A 15,479-nucleotide genomic window follows, 5' to 3' on the forward strand; every position below is an offset into this window, starting at 1 on the left:
ATCCCAGCGCCTTCGCCATGTCGCGGATCGCGAACTTGGGTCGGTAGCTGATGACGTTCGCGACCTGCGCGGCGTTGCGGCGACCGTACTTGGCGAACACGTACTGGATGACCTCCTCGCGCCGGTCGGAGTCGAAGTCGACGTCGATATCTGGCTCCTCGTCGCGCATGCTCGACAGGAACCGCTCGAACGGCAGCCCGTAGAAGATCGGGTCGACGGCGGTGATGCCGAGCAGGTAGCAGACCGCGGAGTTGGCGGCAGAGCCGCGCCCCTGGCACAGGATGCCGCGCCCCTTCGCGAACCACACGATGTCGCGCACGATGAGGAAGTAGCCGGGAAAGTCCTTCTGCTCGATCACCGCGAGCTCGCGCTCGATGCGCTCGGTGACAGGGGCCGGCGCGTTCGGGTAGCGCTTCGGCACCGCCTCCCACACGAGGTGCCGCAGCCACGACATCGGCGTGTGCCCCGCAGGAACCTCCTGTTGCGGCAGGCCGGGCTTCATCGACCGCAGCGGGAACGAGATCGCATCGCTGATCTCGACGGTGCGCTCCACTGCGCCGGGGTACCGTGAGAAGCGCGCGGCCATCTCCTCCCCCGATCGCAGGTGAGCCATGGATGCCGGCAGCCAGCCATCGAGGTCGTCGAGACTGCGCCGGGCGCGCACCGCTGCGATCGCGCTCGCGAGCTCGGCCGTGGCAGGCCGCGCGTAGTGCACGTTGCCCGTTGCCACCGTGGAGAGCCGCCGCCGCCGCGCGATCGCCGCGAGCGCGTCGTTGTGGTCGGAGGCGAGCGGGTCGCCGTTGTCGATCAGCTCGACGACGAGGTTGTCGTTGCCGAACAGCCAGGCGAGGCGATCCACCTCGCGGGCGGCAGCCTGCTCGCCCTGGGTGAGGAGGGCCTGGCGCACCGACCCTTTTCGGCATCCGGTCAGTATGAGCAGGTCGCCCGACGCCTTCGCCGCAATATCGTCCAGGTCGTAGACCGGGCTGCCCTTCTCTGCGCCCTCGGCGAGCTGGGCGGTCGTGATGATCTCGCTCAGCCGGTGGTAGCCGGGCTGCTGCCGCGCGAGCACGAGCAGGTGCGACCCTTGCGGGTCTGGTTCGCCGTTCTGCGGCTTGGTGAGGCCGAGCGAGAGCTCCGCGCCGAACATGGTCTGCAGCGGCGCGTACTTCTCCGCAGCCTCCGCCATGCGCGCGACGCCGTAGAAGCCGTCGTGGTCGGTGAGGGCAAGGCCGTGCAGGCCGAGCCGCGCCGCCTCCTCTGCAAGCTCCTCTGGCTGGCTCGCGCCGTCGAGAAAGCTGAAGGTCGAGTGCGCGTGCAGCTCTGCGTACGGCACGCTGCCCGGCTCGTACGAGGCGGGAGGAACATACGGCTGGCGTTTGCGCGACCACGCGGGGCTGTCGCCCCCGTCGGCTCCGGTCGGCAGCTCCTGGCCCGGCCGCGCGGGGTCGCTCAATAGTCGGTTGAGCTCACCCCACGGCATGGCGGGGTTGTTCCAGCCCATGGCTAGTCATACCTCCCCTCGGCCACCCAGTCCCGGCCCGAGAGCAGCAGCAGCCACGCGGAGCCAGACCCATCGACCACCTGGAAGCGGTTGACGCTGAGGGCCGCGTCGGCATCCCACCAGCGCTCGCGCACCGGCCATGGCCCAGCCCACGCGGCGACCCGCGTCGCGTCCTTGCGCGCTCCCGTCGCAGAGAACCAGACCGGATGCCCGATCAGCTGCCCCCGCTCACTCACCTCGATCTCCGCTCCCTCCTCACCCAGCACCACCACGGGTGTCGGCTGGGCGAACACGGTTGCCGGCTGCGGGTCGGGAAGCCGGCCAGGCCACGGCTTTGCAGCCGCCTGCGCAAGGCGCGGATCGGGCCGGTCGCCCCACGGCACGAGCACCTGCCGGTCGGCGAGCAGCCGCCCGCCGCCGAGCACGGCGGTCACGACGCCCTCGTGGCCGAGCATGCCCTGCACGCGGGAGAGCCCGTGGTGCACGCCCTCGTCTGGGCCGTTGCCCCACAGGCCCGACTCGTGGTTGCCGAGCTCGTCGACGACGGCCGGCTCGAGCCGCACCCGGGTCACGGGTGACTGCAGGCCACTGCCGGCGGCGCTGCCAGCCCCCTGCAGCTGCCAGCGCACGCGGTCGACCGCATCCGCTCCGGTGAACCAGCGCGGGTGCAGCCAGGTGCGCTCGCTCGACTCGCCCTCTGTCGTGACGATGACCCGCAGCTCTGTGCAGGCGAGGCGGGAGGCCATGAGCTCGGCGATGAGTGCGTCGGCCGCCGCCTTGATGCCGAAGGCCACCTGGTCGATGCGGTCGAGCGGCGGCTCGAAGTCGACGCTCGCCACGAGCTCGCGCGGCGGGGTGCGTGCAACGACTCCGCGCGGGTCGAGGCCGGCGGCGAGCGTGTGCGCCATGGCGCCGGCTGCGCCGAAGCGCTCGCGCACGCTCGTCGCCGGGAGGGCGGCGAAGGTGGCGAGATCGCGGATGCCGAGCCGCCGCAGCAACGGGCTGAGCGCGGCGTCGCCGAGCGCCTCGATCGGCAGCGAGCCGAGGAAGGTGGGGGAGGCGCCCTCGGCGATGATCATGACGTTCGATGCGCGCCGGGCGGCGTGCTCTGCGGCGAAGGGCCCGTCGGCGATGCCGACCTTCGCGCCGGGTGCGCCGAGCTCGGCAAGGCGGCTGACGAGCAGCCGCGCCGCCGGCAGCTCTCCGCCGTAGTAGCGGGCCGGGCCGCGCGCACGGATCGCGAGCATGCCGGGCCGCACGAGCTGCACCCCGGCCATCGACGCCTCGACGCCGGCGATGACGGGCTCGAACAGGCGGTTGTCGGCCGACCGGTCGTATGGCACGAGCTCGATGTCGGGGCAGCGGGCCTGTGCCTCGCGCATGCGCATGCCGCGCCGCACCCCGTCGGTGCGGGCGGCGGCGGAGCAGGCGAAGACGAGCCCCTTCTCGACGACAGCGATGGGGCCGTCGGCAGAGAAGCCGCCCTCGATCGAGGCGGCGATGACGGGCCAGTCGGGGCACCAGGCGAGCATCGTGCGGATCACAGCTGCACCATCCGCTCTCGCGGGCTGCCGGTGCGCGCAGCCACCTCCACTACGAGCTCTCTTGACGTGAGGTGGCCATGGCCGTCGCCAAGGCCACCCCACTGGCTACGCCTTATTCGCAGGCGCGCTTCAGCGCCCGGCCAGCTTGTATCAGGCCACTGGCCGAGCACGATGAGGGTCGTGCCGCGTTCGCGCAGCCGTGCCATGAGCCGGGCGACGCTGCCGTCGCTCGGGGGCAGCGGCGGGCGAACGAGCACGACGGTGAGAACGTCGGCGAGGGCGGCGGTGACGGGCAGCCACTGGTCGCCGGGGTATGGGGCGAGGGCGAGCCGCTCGAGGTCGATGCCGGCAGCCTTCGCCGCCTCGGTGCCGAAGGTGGGAACACCGACGACGCCGCACCACGCGCCGGCTTGCGACGGCCCGGCCATGAGCGCCATCGCGAGGCTGGTCGAGCCCTCGATGACGTAAGCGACCCCGGTCTTCAGACTGCCGCCGGGCAGCAGCCCTGCGACGGTCGGCGAGGTATCGAGAGCCCGGGAGTCGAGCGTCGTCGACTGCATGGCCCTGATGCGCGCCTGCAGCTCGCGCACCTCGTCGATCCTCTCAACAGAGACGGAGGCGGCTGCGGCGGGCATGCTCCATGTTCGAACATATGTTCGAATGAGTCAAGCGGGAAGGAGGCCGTACGGCGTGTCGCCATTCGATGGCAGCTCACCGCGTCACGGCGGTCACGATCACCACGGCGCAGACCACGATCGCGCCGATCACGGGAGCGAGGATGAGGGGCCACGTGTCGAAACTGTCCATGCCTTAAGTGCAGCGGCAGCGGCATCCATCCCGCATCGCCCGCACGTCGCGACCAGTCTCACCCTTGCGGATGACAGTGCGGCTACGAGACGTGGATGGCGACCGCTCCGAGCGCCGGAACCGTCGCCTCGAACGACCCGTCGGCGGCAACCTCGACCGAGCCCCCGCCGATGACGTCGTCGTACGTGCCGGCGGGCAGCGAGGTCTCGAAGGTGCGCGTGAGCGGCTCGTCGGCGGCGTTGAGCGCGATGAAGGCGGCAGGGCCGCGGCCGAAGGCATAGGCGTCGCCCTCGCTCCACTCGTCGCTCACGGGGGCGCCGTCGGCCGCCGCACGCCAGCCGACCATGCCGAGCACGCCGGGCCAGCGGTGCTGGCACAGCCAGAGCCCGTCGGCGTATGCGGCAGCCTGGTCAGCGCATGCGACGTCGGAGACGGCGCCAGAGGGCTCCACCGGCAGCGAGTTGTTGTTGATCGTGAACGAGAATCCGGAGTACAGCACCGGGCTGCCGTAGTCGCTTGCGAGCAGCAGGTACTGGGCAAGCAGGTAGCGCGGGCCGTCGCGGTAGCTGAGCGTCTGGCGGTTGCGCTCCGTGTCGTGGTTGTCGACGAAGGTGCGGGCCTGCTCCGAGGGGGCGAAGCCGTAGGAGTCGACACTGCTGATGTTCGACAGCTGCCCCGTCTTCAGCCATGGCACGAGCTGGTATGCGAGCCCGAACTCGAAGACGTCGCCAGAGTCGAGGTAGTCCTCCGGTTGAATTGGCTCGCCGTCGGTGCGGATCACCTCGCTGACGATGTAGGGGTCGCCGTCGACGAGCTCGACGATGGCGGCGACATCCTCGGCTGGCATGTGCTTGGCCGCGTCGATGCGAAACCCGTCGACCCCGAGCGAGCGAAGGTCGTTGAGGTAGCCGGCGATGGTCTTCTGCACCGACGGCTTCTCTGTTGCAAGGTCGGCGAGGTTCACGAGCTCGCAGTTCTGCACGTTGCCGGCGCTCGAGTAGTCGGTGATGTCGTCGCTCTCGCTGAGCCCGCAGTGGTGGAAGTCGTCCTCGGTGTAGAGGTCGGGGTAGTCGTAGTGGCCATAGGGCGTTCCCGCCCAGCCCTCGCCGTCGCTGTCCTGGCCGGTCATGTGGTTGATGACGGCATCCGCGATGATCTTGACGCCAGCCTCGTGGCACGTCGACACCATGTCGGAGAACTGCTCGCGCGTGCCGAGGCGCGACTCGATGTCGTAGCTCACCGGCTGGTACGCCGTCCACCACGGCGAGCCGGCGATGTGCTCCTGCGGTGGGCTCGTGAGCACCCAGGCGATACCGGCGGGGCCGAGAGTGTCGGTGCACTCGCGGGCGATCGACTCCCAGTTCCACTGGAACAGCTGGATGCCGACATCCCTCGATGCATCGCCGCCGTCATAGGAGGCGGCGGGCTGCGAGCACCCGGCCAGGGCAAGCATGCCGATGAGTACCGCTGCCGTCGCTGCCCTGCGCATGTCGCCCCTCGCTGCGCTCGCGTCACTGCAAGCGCTTGCAGCACCATAGCAACCGGAAGGGGTGCTGGCTACTGCGGCCCGAGCGGCGGGGGTCCGCCGGGGGCGACAGGGTTGTCTGCCGGCTCCTTCAGCTCGACGAAGACCACCCGCGTGTCGGTGTCGCCGGTGTTCTCGCCGAAGTGCTCCTGGGCCGGCAGCCACACTGCGGCACCGGCGGGCAGCACGGTGTCGAAGCTGCGCTCGCCCATCGAGAGCCGCCGGCTGAACCCGCTCAGCGTGACCATCACGCTGTCGGGATGCCGGTGCGGCGTCGAGACGGTTCCTGGGGTGTCCTCGTAGGAGAGCACGCGCACGCGCTCGTTCTCGAACAGCACGGAGTAGAGGCCGGGGTTAGTTGAGACGGGGTCGTGTTCTTGGGTCATCGCTGCACCGTAGCACCACCCCCGTCTGGGGGATAGACCCCTCAGCCCAAGCGCGACACCCACGGATGCATTCCGAAACGACGGAGAACTCCCCGGAGGGGGAGTGCTCCTCCTCACGACGTCCGCCATGCTCCCTCGTATATCCGTCATTTCGGAACGGACGACCGCGGGCGGATGTGGTCACCACGCGCCACTGCCGCGCGAATCGCGGCCTCCACATCACGCCAGCGGGCGACAATCTGGCGATAGCTGAAGCGCAACACCCGGAATCCTGCCGCGGTGAGCACCGCATCCCGTCGCCGATCCTCTTCAAAGGCAGTGTGGTCGGTGTGAAACTGGGCGCCGTCGACCTCGATCACCAAGCCGTCCCCGACGAGAAAGTCCACCCGACCGACTCCCGGAACGCTCACTTGCTGCTGAAGTGCGAATCCCATCTCGAGCATGTGGAATCGCAACAATGACTCGCCGCCGCTCTCGCTGAGCCCGGCGGCGTGCTCCAGCGCCCGTCGTTCTCGTCTCGGAAGCGCAGCCAGGATCCGGGCCCACTGCGATGTCGAGACCGCGCGACCGTAGAGGGCCGACTCGACAACGGCGAACGCGATGAGAGGCGGATGGTGGCGAATAACCTCGATCAGGCACGTCACTGGGTCGACCAGACTGCGAGTACCCGTGGGGGTGGATGAGCCCCAGCGAGCTGTGGCGGCGCCGGGTCGTGTCGCTAGCCGCTGTCTCGGGTTCTCCGGGGTGCGCAGCGCTCGCGCATGGGCGGAGACCTGCACGGTCAGCGTTGTGCCCGCGGGTGTCCAGAAGCCGTGCTCGGATGCCGCGGCCATGCCCGTCAGCCTTCCCCCGACTCGCACAGCTGCAACCTGGCGGGCGCTCAGCTCCGGACAGCAGTAGTGCCCTTGCCGCGCTCGGATGACCTCCCCTCGCCTGACGGCGCGTGTCAGCGAGTGGGACGTGTGCCCGTCGCGCAGCAACTCATGCGTGGCAGCAACGCCGCCTCGTCGCCAGACGTCGTAGTAGATCGAGTTCATGCGCAGAGCCTGCAGGCGCGGTATCGCCTGCCACCCGTCGTCGTCGAGATCTGTGCGAATCCCCGCTCCCTCTTCCGAAATGACGGAGTAGTGAACCGCCGCGGCGCCTGGTTTCAGGGCTGAGAAATGAACTGGATGCCGCACCTCCGTCATTTCGGAAGGCCGGGCGGGAGGGGTGGCCAGCGGGCCGGGCGGCTAGGGGCGGTGCCGTGCCATGCGGAGGTTCACGCGATAGCCAGAGTTGCCCCACACGAGCGGGGTGCCCTCCGCACGGTAGTGCTGCAGCGCCTCCTGCTCGTGGTCGAGCGGCGGATGCCCGCTCGCGCGGATGACGCGCCACCACGGCACGTCAGAGCCGTAGTGCGCCATCACCTGCCCCACCGCGCGCGAGGCGCGGGATCCGAGCGCGGCGGCCACCTCGCCGTAGGGCATGACGCGGCCCGGCGGGATGCTGTCGACGAGCTGCAGCACGCGCTCGACGAATTCGGGGGAGGCGGGCACCCTAGAGCTTCAGGGTGCCGATGTTCTCGCCGTACTGGGTCTGCCCGGTGATCTCGAAGCCGACCTTGAGGAAGAACTCCTCTGGCCCCTCCTCGCCGGGCTCCCAGATGACGGTGAGCTCGTCGAAGCCGCGGGAGCGCGCCTCCTCGGCGAGTGCCAGCACGGCGAACTTGCCGATGCCGGCGCCCTGGGCGTCGGCGGCGACGTTGATGCGCCAGATGCAGCTGCGAAACTCCGGCAGGTCGCTGTCGGGGTCGAAGTTGCCGCGGATGAAGCCGACGACGGTGTCACCGTCGAGCACGACGCGCGGCCACGAGGTCACCGGATTGATGTAGGCATCGGCGATCGCATAGGAGGGGGGAGTCACGAACTGCTCCTGCCCTCGGCGCAGCGTGAGGGTGTTGGCCGCGACGATCGTGGCGGCGGACAGTTCTTCGAGCCGGAGGTCACCCATGTAAGACACGGTACCCTCCCGTCGCGATCCTGTCTCGAAGTATCTCGACGTCGAGATACTTGTGCGTCGCGGTAAGCTGTTTCGGGCTTACTTCAGGAGGAAACACGCATGGAAAAGATCAAGGTCGAAGGCACCGTTGTCGAACTCGACGGCGACGAGATGACCCGCATCATCTGGCAGAAGATCAAGGAGACCCTGATCCACCCGTACCTCGACATCAACCTCGAGTACTACGACCTCGGCATCGAGCACCGCGACGCGACCGACGACCAGGTCACCATCGATGCCGCCCACGCCATCCAGAAGCACGGCGTCGGCGTCAAGTGCGCGACCATCACCCCCGACGAGGCCCGCGTTGAGGAGTTCGGCCTCAAGAAGATGTGGAAGTCGCCGAACGGCACGATCCGCAACATCCTCGGCGGGGTCATCTTCCGCGAGCCGATCATCATCTCCAACATCCCGCGCCTTGTGCCGGGCTGGAACAAGCCGATCATCATCGGCCGCCACGCCTTCGGCGACCAGTACCGTGCCACCGACTTCCTGTTCAAGGGATCAGGCAAGCTCGAGGTCAGCTTCACGCCCGACGACGGCTCTGAGCCGCAGAAGTTCGAGGTCTTCGCGGCCCCCGGCGACGGCATCGCCCAGGTGCAGTACAACCTCGACGAGTCGATCATCGACTTCGCGCGCGCCTCGCTCAACTACGGGCTCAGCCGCAACTACCCGGTGTACCTCTCGACGAAGAACACCATCCTCAAGGCATACGACGGCCGCTTCAAGGACATCTTCGAGGAGATCTTCCAGTCGGAGTTCAAGGAGAAGTTCGACGCAGCCGGCCTCACCTACGAGCACCGCCTCATCGACGACATGGTGGCCTCTGCCATGAAGTGGGAGGGCGGCTACGTCTGGGCATGCAAGAACTACGACGGCGACGTGCAGTCCGACACCGTCGCCCAGGGCTTCGGCTCGCTCGGCCTCATGACGTCGGTGCTGTCTGTGCCCGACGGATCTGTCGTCGAGGCAGAGGCCGCCCACGGCACCGTCACGCGGCACTACCGCCAGCACCAGGCCGGCAAGCCGACCTCGACGAACCCGATCGCCTCGATCTACGCGTGGACCCGCGGCCTGTCGCACCGCGCCAAGCTCGACAACAACCCGGCGCTCGCGACCTTCGCGGAGACGCTTGAGGATGTCGTCATCAAGTCTGTCGAGGCCGGTCACATGACCAAGGACCTCGCGCTTCTCGTCGGCCCCGACCAGAAGTGGGAGACCACCGAGGAGTTCCTCGACACCCTCGACAAGAACCTCGCGGCGCGCCTCGGCGCCTGAGTCGTGAGTCTCCAGCGGTCATAGCTGGACAGCAGAAGGGCCCCGACATTTTCGTCGGGGCCCTTCTGCGTTCGCGGTGCGATAATGGAATCGGCACCCAAGACCTCGGTGGCGTTCGATCTGGCTGCGAGGCCGTGCCATTCCGAGGTGACCCGGCGATGAGCGCCCGCACCGTCAGCCGAATCGGTTGCAACGCCCTCCATCGCCCTTCCCTCGGTGAAGTTCAGGACCGTGGATCGGGCTCCGTCCGCATCCACGGAGCCCGGTCCATGCCCGTGGACTAGCTCGCTACCTCCGGCTGCCGCACCGTCGCGCCGGTCGACACCGCGATCTTGCGCGGCTTGGCGCGCTCGCTGACCGGGATCGTCACGCTCAGCACGCCGTTCTCGTAGCTCGCGCTGATGTGCTCGCTCGCGATGCCCTCGCCGAGGGTGAACTGGCGGTGGAAGCTGCCGCTGGGTCGCTCGCTCGCGAGCCACGTCACGCCATCACGACTGCGTGCTGTGCGCTCTGCGCGGATGGTGAGCAGCTGGCCGTCGACGTCGACATCGACCGTCCCGGGGTCGATCCCGGGGAGGTCGGCGTTGAGCACGTAGGTGTCCCCGTCACGGAACAGGTCGATGGGCATGAGGCGCGGGCCCTGCCGAGAGTCGAGCATGCTCGCTGCAACGCGGTCCAGCTCGCGGAACGGGTCAAAGAGAACTGCCATTGTGATCACTCCTTCAAACTTGAGTCACTGTGACTCATGTACAGAGATTAACCAGATCGCGCCTTAAAAATTGCTGAGTTTTCTGAGGGCGAACAGGTCGCGATCTCGCGGCTCAGTACCCGGAGAAGTAGTCGGCGTGCACCCGCTTGACGCCCTGCCCGCGCAGGGCGGCGCGCAGGGTTGCGACGAGGGCGGGAGGGCCGGAGATGTAGGCGCGGCGGCCCGCGGCATCCGGAACGAGCGCTGCGATGCGCTCCGGGGTGACGCGCCCCTCGCCGCCGTAGACCCATCCGGTCGGCAGCGGTGACGGCGGGGTCGGGCTGAACAGCACGACGCGGGCACCCGACTGGGTGAGCAGGTCGGCGTACGGCGGGGTGCCCGTCGTGCTCGTGGAGTAGACCACCACGACATCGCGCTGCTCGCCCGCGGCGGTCGCGGAGGCCAGCTGGCTCGCGAACGGCGTGATGCCGATGCCGCCGGCAACGAGCAGCAGCGGCTCTGCGGTGTCGCGGGGGAGGGCGAAGTCGCCTCCAACCCCGGTGCCCTGGATGGTGGCACCCGGTTCGAGGTCGAGCAGTGCCTGTTTGAAGCTGCTCGCCTTCTCTGGCGTGGTGAGGGCGAAGGTGATGGGGGCATCCGGTGCCGGTGCCGACGAGATGCTGAAGTAGCGCCGGCTGCCACGGAAGTCGGCCTTGCGGTGCGGAATGGTGAGCTCCATGTACTGGCCGGGGATGAACCGAACGGGCCGAGACGGCCGGAAGGCGAGCTCCCACGTCGTCGGCGAGAGCTGGGTCTTGCCGAGGAACTCGAGCCGGATGGCGCGGCGCTGCCCGAAGGCGAAGCCGATGACATTGCCAACCAGCAGTGCGAACTGCGGGGTGTTGGTGACGAGCCCGACGCCGAACGGCACGGTGAAGAGCAGGGCGACGACCACGGCCTCGGCGAGCTGCTGCCAGCGGCGTGGGGGGAGGGTCAGCGGCTCGCTGAGCATGAAGCCGGCGAAGAACACCGCGGGGGAGGAGAGCAGGAGGTAGGAGAGCGCATCGAGCGGCGACGATCCGACGAGCATGTAGCGCACCACGACAGAGAGTGCTGCGACGACGAGGAAGACGAGCCCGAGGGTGAGCCGCTGGGTTCGGTAGAGGATCGCGAACGCGGCGATGGCGACGGGCAGCAGCAGATAGGGGGTGCCGAGCCACCAGCTCGCATAGCTGAAGCCGGGAACGCCGCCGAAGGCGAGCAGCGTGACGACGAAGATGCCGACGGCGGCGGGGTTGAAGATGTGGCGGCCGCGCACGGCGAGCACGTACTTCGAGGCGCTCGCGATGACGCTCGCGATGGCGATGCTGGCGAGACCCGCGGCATCCGCGCTCGGCGCGAGAACGACGAAGACGAGCAAGGCGGTGATGAGCGACGAGTCGGCGTGCGGCGCAATGCGCAGCAGCCGGGCGATGAGCCAGTTCGACCCGGTGGTGACGGCGATGGCCACGACGGCGGAGGCGAGGAGCGGCAGTGGCTGCACCGACAGCTGCCCGAGCAGCGACAGCACCAGCGCGATCGCCGCGATGACGATGAGGCTGACGAGAATGAGGCGGTACATGGTGACGACGCCGGTGATGCGATCGAGCCATTGCTTCATGTGAACAACTCCCCGTCGAGGTTTGGCGAGAACTCTATCGCTCCCGTTGCCAGCATGCGCACGTACTGAAAGTCGAACTGCTCTGCCAGCCGCGAGGGGTCGGCGAAGAACAGCGCGGTCGAGAGCCCGTCGGCCTCGAGCCCGGTCGCGGCGATGGCCCAGGTGGCGATGACGCGGGTGGTCGGCATCCCCGTTGTGGCGTCGATCACGTGGTGCAGCCCGGCACCCCAGGAGCGCCGGTTGGTTGCGGAGGAGCAGATTGCCCCGCTGCGAACGTTCGCGATGCCGATCGCCCGCTTCGCATCCAGCGGGTGCTCGAGGGCGACGCGAATCGGCAAGGGACCAGCGTGACGGATGTCGCCGCTGCCATCCACGATGACGTCGCGGTGGCCGGCGGCGAGCAGCAGTTCCGTCACAAGGTCGACGAGGTATCCCTTGCCCGCTGCCCCGATGTCGAGCGTGACAGGGCGCAGCGTGGTGAGCACCGATCCATCCCACGCGATCGCGTCTTCCCAGGCTGGCGTCGCGACCGCTGGCCCGCTCTGCCGCAGCGAGTAGGTGCGGTCGTAGCCGAGTGTCTCGAGCGAGCGCCCGACGAGCGGGCTCATGGCCCCGTCGGTCGCCTCGTACAGGCGGCGGTAGACGTCGAGCAGTGCGGCCGCCTCGGGCGGAAGGGTCCAGCTGCCCGCCGTCGTGGCGATGCGCGAGACGAGCGAGTCGTCACGAAACCGCGACCAGGCGAGGTCGAACTGCTCGACCCGCGTGGCGATCTGCTGCTGCACGGCTGGCGAGACCGGCAGGTCGGTGTCGAGCTGCCAGGTCGTGCCGATCGCCTCGAAGTGCAGGGCGTGCGGGCGCTGGCTATTCTGCAGCGTCGGCCTTGATCGCCTCGACGGCCGCGGTGAAGCCGCCGCTCGTGAGTGATGACCCGCCGACCTTGTCGACCGAGATCTCGTCGATGTTCTTGCCGACGACGACGGCGGCGATGCCGTCGGAGAACTCGCCCTGGTGCAGCTTGGCCTGTGGGTCGGTGGCGTCGCCGACGACCGTCACCTCGGTGATGACATTGTCGGCGAGGGTGAGGGTGACCTCGACCGTCTCTGTGCCGCTCGGGGCCTGGTAGTCACCGCTCTCGGTGTAGGTGCCGTCGGCATACTCGCCAGAGGTGGTGGCGGGGGAGTCGCTGGCGTCGTCGGCGCCGGTCGCCGGAGCGGTGGTCGCACACCCGGCGACGGTGGTCAGCGAGAGCATGGCGAGTGCGGCGAGTGCGGATTTCGTCTGCAGGGAGGTCATGTGTTCTGCCTTCGTTCTGTGAGCGGAGTCGTGGCTACTGGCAAGCATGGCGGAATCCTCGATGGGCTCGCTGGGAATTCGATTATTACGAGTATGTAAAGCCTCCTAACGAACTTGGTGGAAAAGCTTGCGCGTGGTTAGTTCGTAAGCTTTACTAACAAACATGACGACCGAGATGCAGCGAAGCACGGGAGCGGCAGGCCGCCCCTTCGCCACCGGTCGCGCCCTTCGCCCGAGCACCAAGGTCCTGCCAGAGCACGCACGCGGCCACAACCGCTCGCTCGTGCTGCAGACCCTCTACCGCGCCGGCACGCAGAGCCGGGCCGACATCGCGCGCGAGACCGGTCTTACCCGCGTGACGGTCTCCGACCTCATCGCCGAGCTCATGACCGAGGGCCTTGTCATCGAGACAGGGCAGCGAGAGGATGCACGCCCAGGCAAGCCGGCAACGCTCCTCGACCTGAACCGCGAGGCCTTCCAGATCGTCGGCGTGGATCTCAGCGGCTACTCCGTCTTTCGCGGCGCACTGCTCGACCTCGACGGCCAGGTCATCGCGCGTGCAGAGCTGCCCCTCGCCGGCAGCATGGGGAGAGAGGCGACGGCGAAGGTCGTCGACCTGGTGAAGTCGCTCGTCGACGCAGCGACCCTTCCCGTGCTCGGCATCGGCGTCGGCTCGCCCGGTGTCGTCGACCTCGCCGGCATCGTGCTGAGCGCCCCCAACCTCGGCTGGAGCGGCGAGCCGCTGCAGCAGGTGCTGGCCGACCGCTTCGGGCTTCCCGTCATCGTCATCAACGACGCCAATGCCGCCGCCCTCGCCGAGCACAGCTTCGGCGATGCCGACAGCGACATGATGCTGATCAAGGTCGGCCACGGTGTCGGTGCCGGTCTCCTGCTCGACGGCACCCCGCTCTTCGGCAGCCGGTTCGCGGCTGGCGAGATCGGGCACGTGGTGGTCGGCACAGACGGCGGAGCCGCCTGTGCGTGCGGAAAGCACGGCTGCCTCGAGACGTGGCTGGCTGTGCCGCGACTGGAGGCCGCGCTCGCGGCATCCGGTTCGGATGACGAGAAGCTGCAGATTCTTCGGGAGGCCGGCCAGCGACTTGGCATCGCGCTCGCTCCCGTGGTCGGTGCCCTCAACCTCGCAGAGGTAGTGCTGAGCGGACCGACCGAACTACTTGATGGCCCTCTCGCCGAGGCGACCATCGAGACACTCCGCGCGAGGACGATGGCCGAGTTCCATGGCGATCTGACTCTGCGGATGACAACCCTCGGAGAGGACATCGTCATGCGCGGCGCAGCCGTCATGGTGCTCTCCGGCCAACTCGGGGTCTCTTGAGACCTCATCCCTCGCACCACAGCGGAGTGGCCAGCCGGGCACCCCGTACCCCTAGTAACAAGGACTACACAATGAAGAGAAAGTACGGAGCAGTCGCCATCGCGACCGCAGCGCTCGTCGTTCTCGCCGGGTGCTCCACGAACGCCCCGGTCGCTGATGACGAGGGTGGAAAGGACATCACTCTCTGGGTCATGGGAGGTGACACCCCGGAAGCACTGCGCGACTACCTTAAGACAGAGTACGCAGACGCCACCGGGGGCACCCTTTCCATTGAGCAGCAGGACTGGTCTGACGCTCTTTCGAAGCTGACCACCGCACTACCCGATGCCGACAATACCCCGGACGTGGTCGAGATCGGCAACACCTGGGCCCCGACCTTCACCAGCGTCGGTGCATTCTCCGACCTCTCCGACATCCACGAGGAGCTCGGTGGCGACAAGCTCCTGCCGTCGTTCGTCGAGGTCGGCAGCTACGACGGCAAGGTCTACGCCGAGCCGTACTACTTCGGATCCCGCTACATCTTCTACCGCAAGGACATCTGGTCGGCCGCTGGCCTCTCGGTTCCGACCACGCTCGATGAGTTCAACGAGAGTGTCGCAACCCTGAAGACTGCCGGCCAGTCGGGCTTCTACATCGGCGGAGAGGACTGGCGCAACGGCATCTCGTGGATCTTCGCCAACGGCGGAGAGCTCGCGACTGTCGACGGCACCACGTGGTCGTCGTCGCTGAGCGACCCGAAGACCATCACGGGTCTCGAGCAGCTGCAGTCGGTCTTCGCGGATGCCTCGCTCGCCCCGGTCACCGAGGCAGACAGCACGCCGTGGGTCAACATCAACAACAACGCAACGACGGGCGCGCCTGAGGCCGCCACGATCATCGCTCCCGGATGGGCGCACTGGTCGATCGGCGACCTCGCACCCGACCCCGCCGACGACACCAAGACCATCGCAACCTGGAACGACGAGACCTTCGGCGTCTTCGTTCTGCCAGGTGTCGACGGCGGTGCCGCTCCTGTATTCGCCGGTGGCTCGAACATCGCCATCTCTGCAGCGAGCAAGAACCAGGCTGCGTCGAAGGAGCTGATGAAGATCATCTTCTCGAAGGAGTACCAGACCATGCTCGGAGAGAACGGTCTCGGCCCGGCAAACCTCGACTACTCGAGCGCGCTCGGTGACGACCAGTTCGCCGCCGCGCTCGCAGAGTCTGCTGCAAGCTCCAAGCTCACCCCCGCCGCTCCCGGCTGGGCAGCGGTCGAGGGCTCCGGCCTTCTCGAGGAGTTCTTCGGCAAGGTCAACGCCGGTGGAGACATCAAGGCCCTCGCGGCTGAGTACGACGCCAAGATCGACGAACTGATCAACGGCTAGCCAGCAGTACCGGGGGGGGGGGGGGGGGGGGGGGGGGGGGGGGGGGGGGGGGGG

General features: G+C 68.2%; 15 protein-coding genes. 3 read left to right on the forward strand and 12 right to left on the reverse strand.

Annotated elements, in window-relative coordinates; translation table 11 throughout:
• From AC14A7_RS07090 to AC14A7_RS07125, 8 genes are all read right to left on the reverse strand, one after another.
• Positions 1 to 1,504 (reverse strand): PHP domain-containing protein (locus tag AC14A7_RS07090; protein WP_484007605.1); only part of this gene is annotated, 1,504 nt, incomplete at its 3' end.
• A gap of 2 nt (positions 1,505 to 1,506) precedes the next feature.
• A complete protein-coding gene (locus tag AC14A7_RS07095) occupies positions 1,507 to 3,048 on the reverse strand; it encodes a DNA polymerase Y family protein (protein WP_484007607.1) in 1,542 nt (513 codons plus the stop codon).
• Entirely contained in the window at positions 3,045 to 3,683 is a 639-nt protein-coding gene (locus AC14A7_RS07100; RefSeq protein WP_484007609.1) for a hypothetical protein, read from the reverse strand. The genes AC14A7_RS07095 and AC14A7_RS07100 overlap by 4 nt, the downstream gene beginning before the upstream one ends.
• Before the next feature lie 254 nt (positions 3,684 to 3,937).
• Positions 3,938 to 5,344 (reverse strand): alpha-amylase, encoded by a 1,407-nt coding sequence (locus AC14A7_RS07105; protein ID WP_484007611.1) that lies wholly within the window; start codon positions 5,342 to 5,344, stop codon positions 3,938 to 3,940.
• A 68-nt stretch (positions 5,345 to 5,412) separates the two neighbouring features.
• A complete protein-coding gene (locus AC14A7_RS07110; RefSeq protein ID WP_484007613.1) occupies positions 5,413 to 5,766 on the reverse strand; it encodes a cupin domain-containing protein in 354 nt (117 codons plus the stop codon).
• 146 nt (positions 5,767 to 5,912) lie between these two features.
• On the reverse strand, positions 5,913 to 6,599 hold the full coding sequence (locus tag AC14A7_RS07115; protein ID WP_484007615.1) for an endonuclease domain-containing protein: 687 nt from the start codon (positions 6,597 to 6,599) through the stop codon (positions 5,913 to 5,915).
• 399 nt (positions 6,600 to 6,998) lie between these two features.
• Positions 6,999 to 7,304: an MGMT family protein gene (locus tag AC14A7_RS07120; RefSeq protein WP_484007617.1), complete on the reverse strand. Its 306-nt coding sequence runs from the start codon at positions 7,302 to 7,304 to the stop codon at positions 6,999 to 7,001.
• Position 7,305: 1 nt separating this feature from the next.
• On the reverse strand, positions 7,306 to 7,758 hold the full coding sequence (locus AC14A7_RS07125) for a GNAT family N-acetyltransferase (protein ID WP_484007619.1): 453 nt from the start codon (positions 7,756 to 7,758) through the stop codon (positions 7,306 to 7,308).
• 108 nt (positions 7,759 to 7,866) lie between these two features.
• Here AC14A7_RS07125 and AC14A7_RS07130 point away from each other — a divergent pair, with 108 nt between their 5' ends.
• Positions 7,867 to 9,084, forward strand: a complete 1,218-nt coding sequence (locus tag AC14A7_RS07130; protein WP_484007621.1) for an NADP-dependent isocitrate dehydrogenase — start codon at positions 7,867 to 7,869, stop codon at positions 9,082 to 9,084.
• A gap of 280 nt (positions 9,085 to 9,364) precedes the next feature.
• Here AC14A7_RS07130 and AC14A7_RS07135 read toward each other — a convergent pair whose 3' ends face one another.
• The 4 genes from AC14A7_RS07135 to AC14A7_RS07150 form a co-directional block, all read right to left on the reverse strand.
• Positions 9,365 to 9,793 carry an Hsp20/alpha crystallin family protein gene (locus AC14A7_RS07135; protein ID WP_484007623.1) on the reverse strand — a complete coding sequence of 143 codons (429 nt, stop codon included), beginning with the start codon at positions 9,791 to 9,793 and terminating at the stop codon, positions 9,365 to 9,367.
• 112 nt (positions 9,794 to 9,905) lie between these two features.
• Entirely contained in the window at positions 9,906 to 11,432 is a 1,527-nt protein-coding gene (locus AC14A7_RS07140) for an FAD-dependent oxidoreductase (protein WP_484007625.1), read from the reverse strand.
• Complete coding sequence (locus AC14A7_RS07145) at positions 11,429 to 12,304, reverse strand: FAD:protein FMN transferase (RefSeq protein ID WP_484007632.1); 876 nt, start codon at positions 12,302 to 12,304, stop codon at positions 11,429 to 11,431. Before AC14A7_RS07145 ends, AC14A7_RS07140 begins: the two co-directional genes overlap by 4 nt.
• On the reverse strand, positions 12,294 to 12,725 hold the full coding sequence (locus AC14A7_RS07150; RefSeq protein WP_484007626.1) for an FMN-binding protein: 432 nt from the start codon (positions 12,723 to 12,725) through the stop codon (positions 12,294 to 12,296). Before AC14A7_RS07150 ends, AC14A7_RS07145 begins: the two co-directional genes overlap by 11 nt.
• A 163-nt stretch (positions 12,726 to 12,888) precedes the next feature.
• On the opposite strand from AC14A7_RS07150, the gene AC14A7_RS07155 reads away from it, so the two are divergent.
• Both AC14A7_RS07155 and AC14A7_RS07160 read left to right on the forward strand, forming a co-directional pair.
• On the forward strand, positions 12,889 to 14,061 hold the full coding sequence (locus AC14A7_RS07155; RefSeq protein ID WP_484007628.1) for an ROK family transcriptional regulator: 1,173 nt from the start codon (positions 12,889 to 12,891) through the stop codon (positions 14,059 to 14,061).
• 71 nt (positions 14,062 to 14,132) lie between these two features.
• Positions 14,133 to 15,425 carry an extracellular solute-binding protein gene (locus AC14A7_RS07160; protein WP_484007630.1) on the forward strand — a complete coding sequence of 431 codons (1,293 nt, stop codon included), beginning with the start codon at positions 14,133 to 14,135 and terminating at the stop codon, positions 15,423 to 15,425.
• Positions 15,426 to 15,479: the final 54 nt, after the last annotated feature.

Source organism: Conyzicola sp. (assembly GCF_057073975.1).

Excerpts from the sequence above, each read along its gene's own strand:
- AC14A7_RS07100 (WP_484007609.1), bottom strand. The coding sequence starts at position 3,683 with ATGCCCGCCGCAGCCGCCTCCGTCTCTGTTGAGAGGATCGACGAGGTG.
- AC14A7_RS07105 (WP_484007611.1), bottom strand. The coding sequence starts at position 5,344 with ATGCGCAGGGCAGCGACGGCAGCGGTACTCATCGGCATGCTTGCCCTG.
- AC14A7_RS07110 (WP_484007613.1), bottom strand. The coding sequence starts at position 5,766 with ATGACCCAAGAACACGACCCCGTCTCAACTAACCCCGGCCTCTACTCC.
- AC14A7_RS07115 (WP_484007615.1), bottom strand. The coding sequence starts at position 6,599 with ATGGCCGCGGCATCCGAGCACGGCTTCTGGACACCCGCGGGCACAACG.
- AC14A7_RS07125 (WP_484007619.1), bottom strand. The coding sequence starts at position 7,758 with ATGGGTGACCTCCGGCTCGAAGAACTGTCCGCCGCCACGATCGTCGCG.
- AC14A7_RS07130 (WP_484007621.1), top strand. The coding sequence starts at position 7,867 with ATGGAAAAGATCAAGGTCGAAGGCACCGTTGTCGAACTCGACGGCGAC.
- AC14A7_RS07135 (WP_484007623.1), bottom strand. The coding sequence starts at position 9,793 with ATGGCAGTTCTCTTTGACCCGTTCCGCGAGCTGGACCGCGTTGCAGCG.
- AC14A7_RS07140 (WP_484007625.1), bottom strand. The coding sequence starts at position 11,432 with ATGAAGCAATGGCTCGATCGCATCACCGGCGTCGTCACCATGTACCGC.
- AC14A7_RS07150 (WP_484007626.1), bottom strand. The coding sequence starts at position 12,725 with ATGACCTCCCTGCAGACGAAATCCGCACTCGCCGCACTCGCCATGCTC.
- AC14A7_RS07155 (WP_484007628.1), top strand. The coding sequence starts at position 12,889 with ATGACGACCGAGATGCAGCGAAGCACGGGAGCGGCAGGCCGCCCCTTC.
- AC14A7_RS07160 (WP_484007630.1), top strand. The coding sequence starts at position 14,133 with ATGAAGAGAAAGTACGGAGCAGTCGCCATCGCGACCGCAGCGCTCGTC.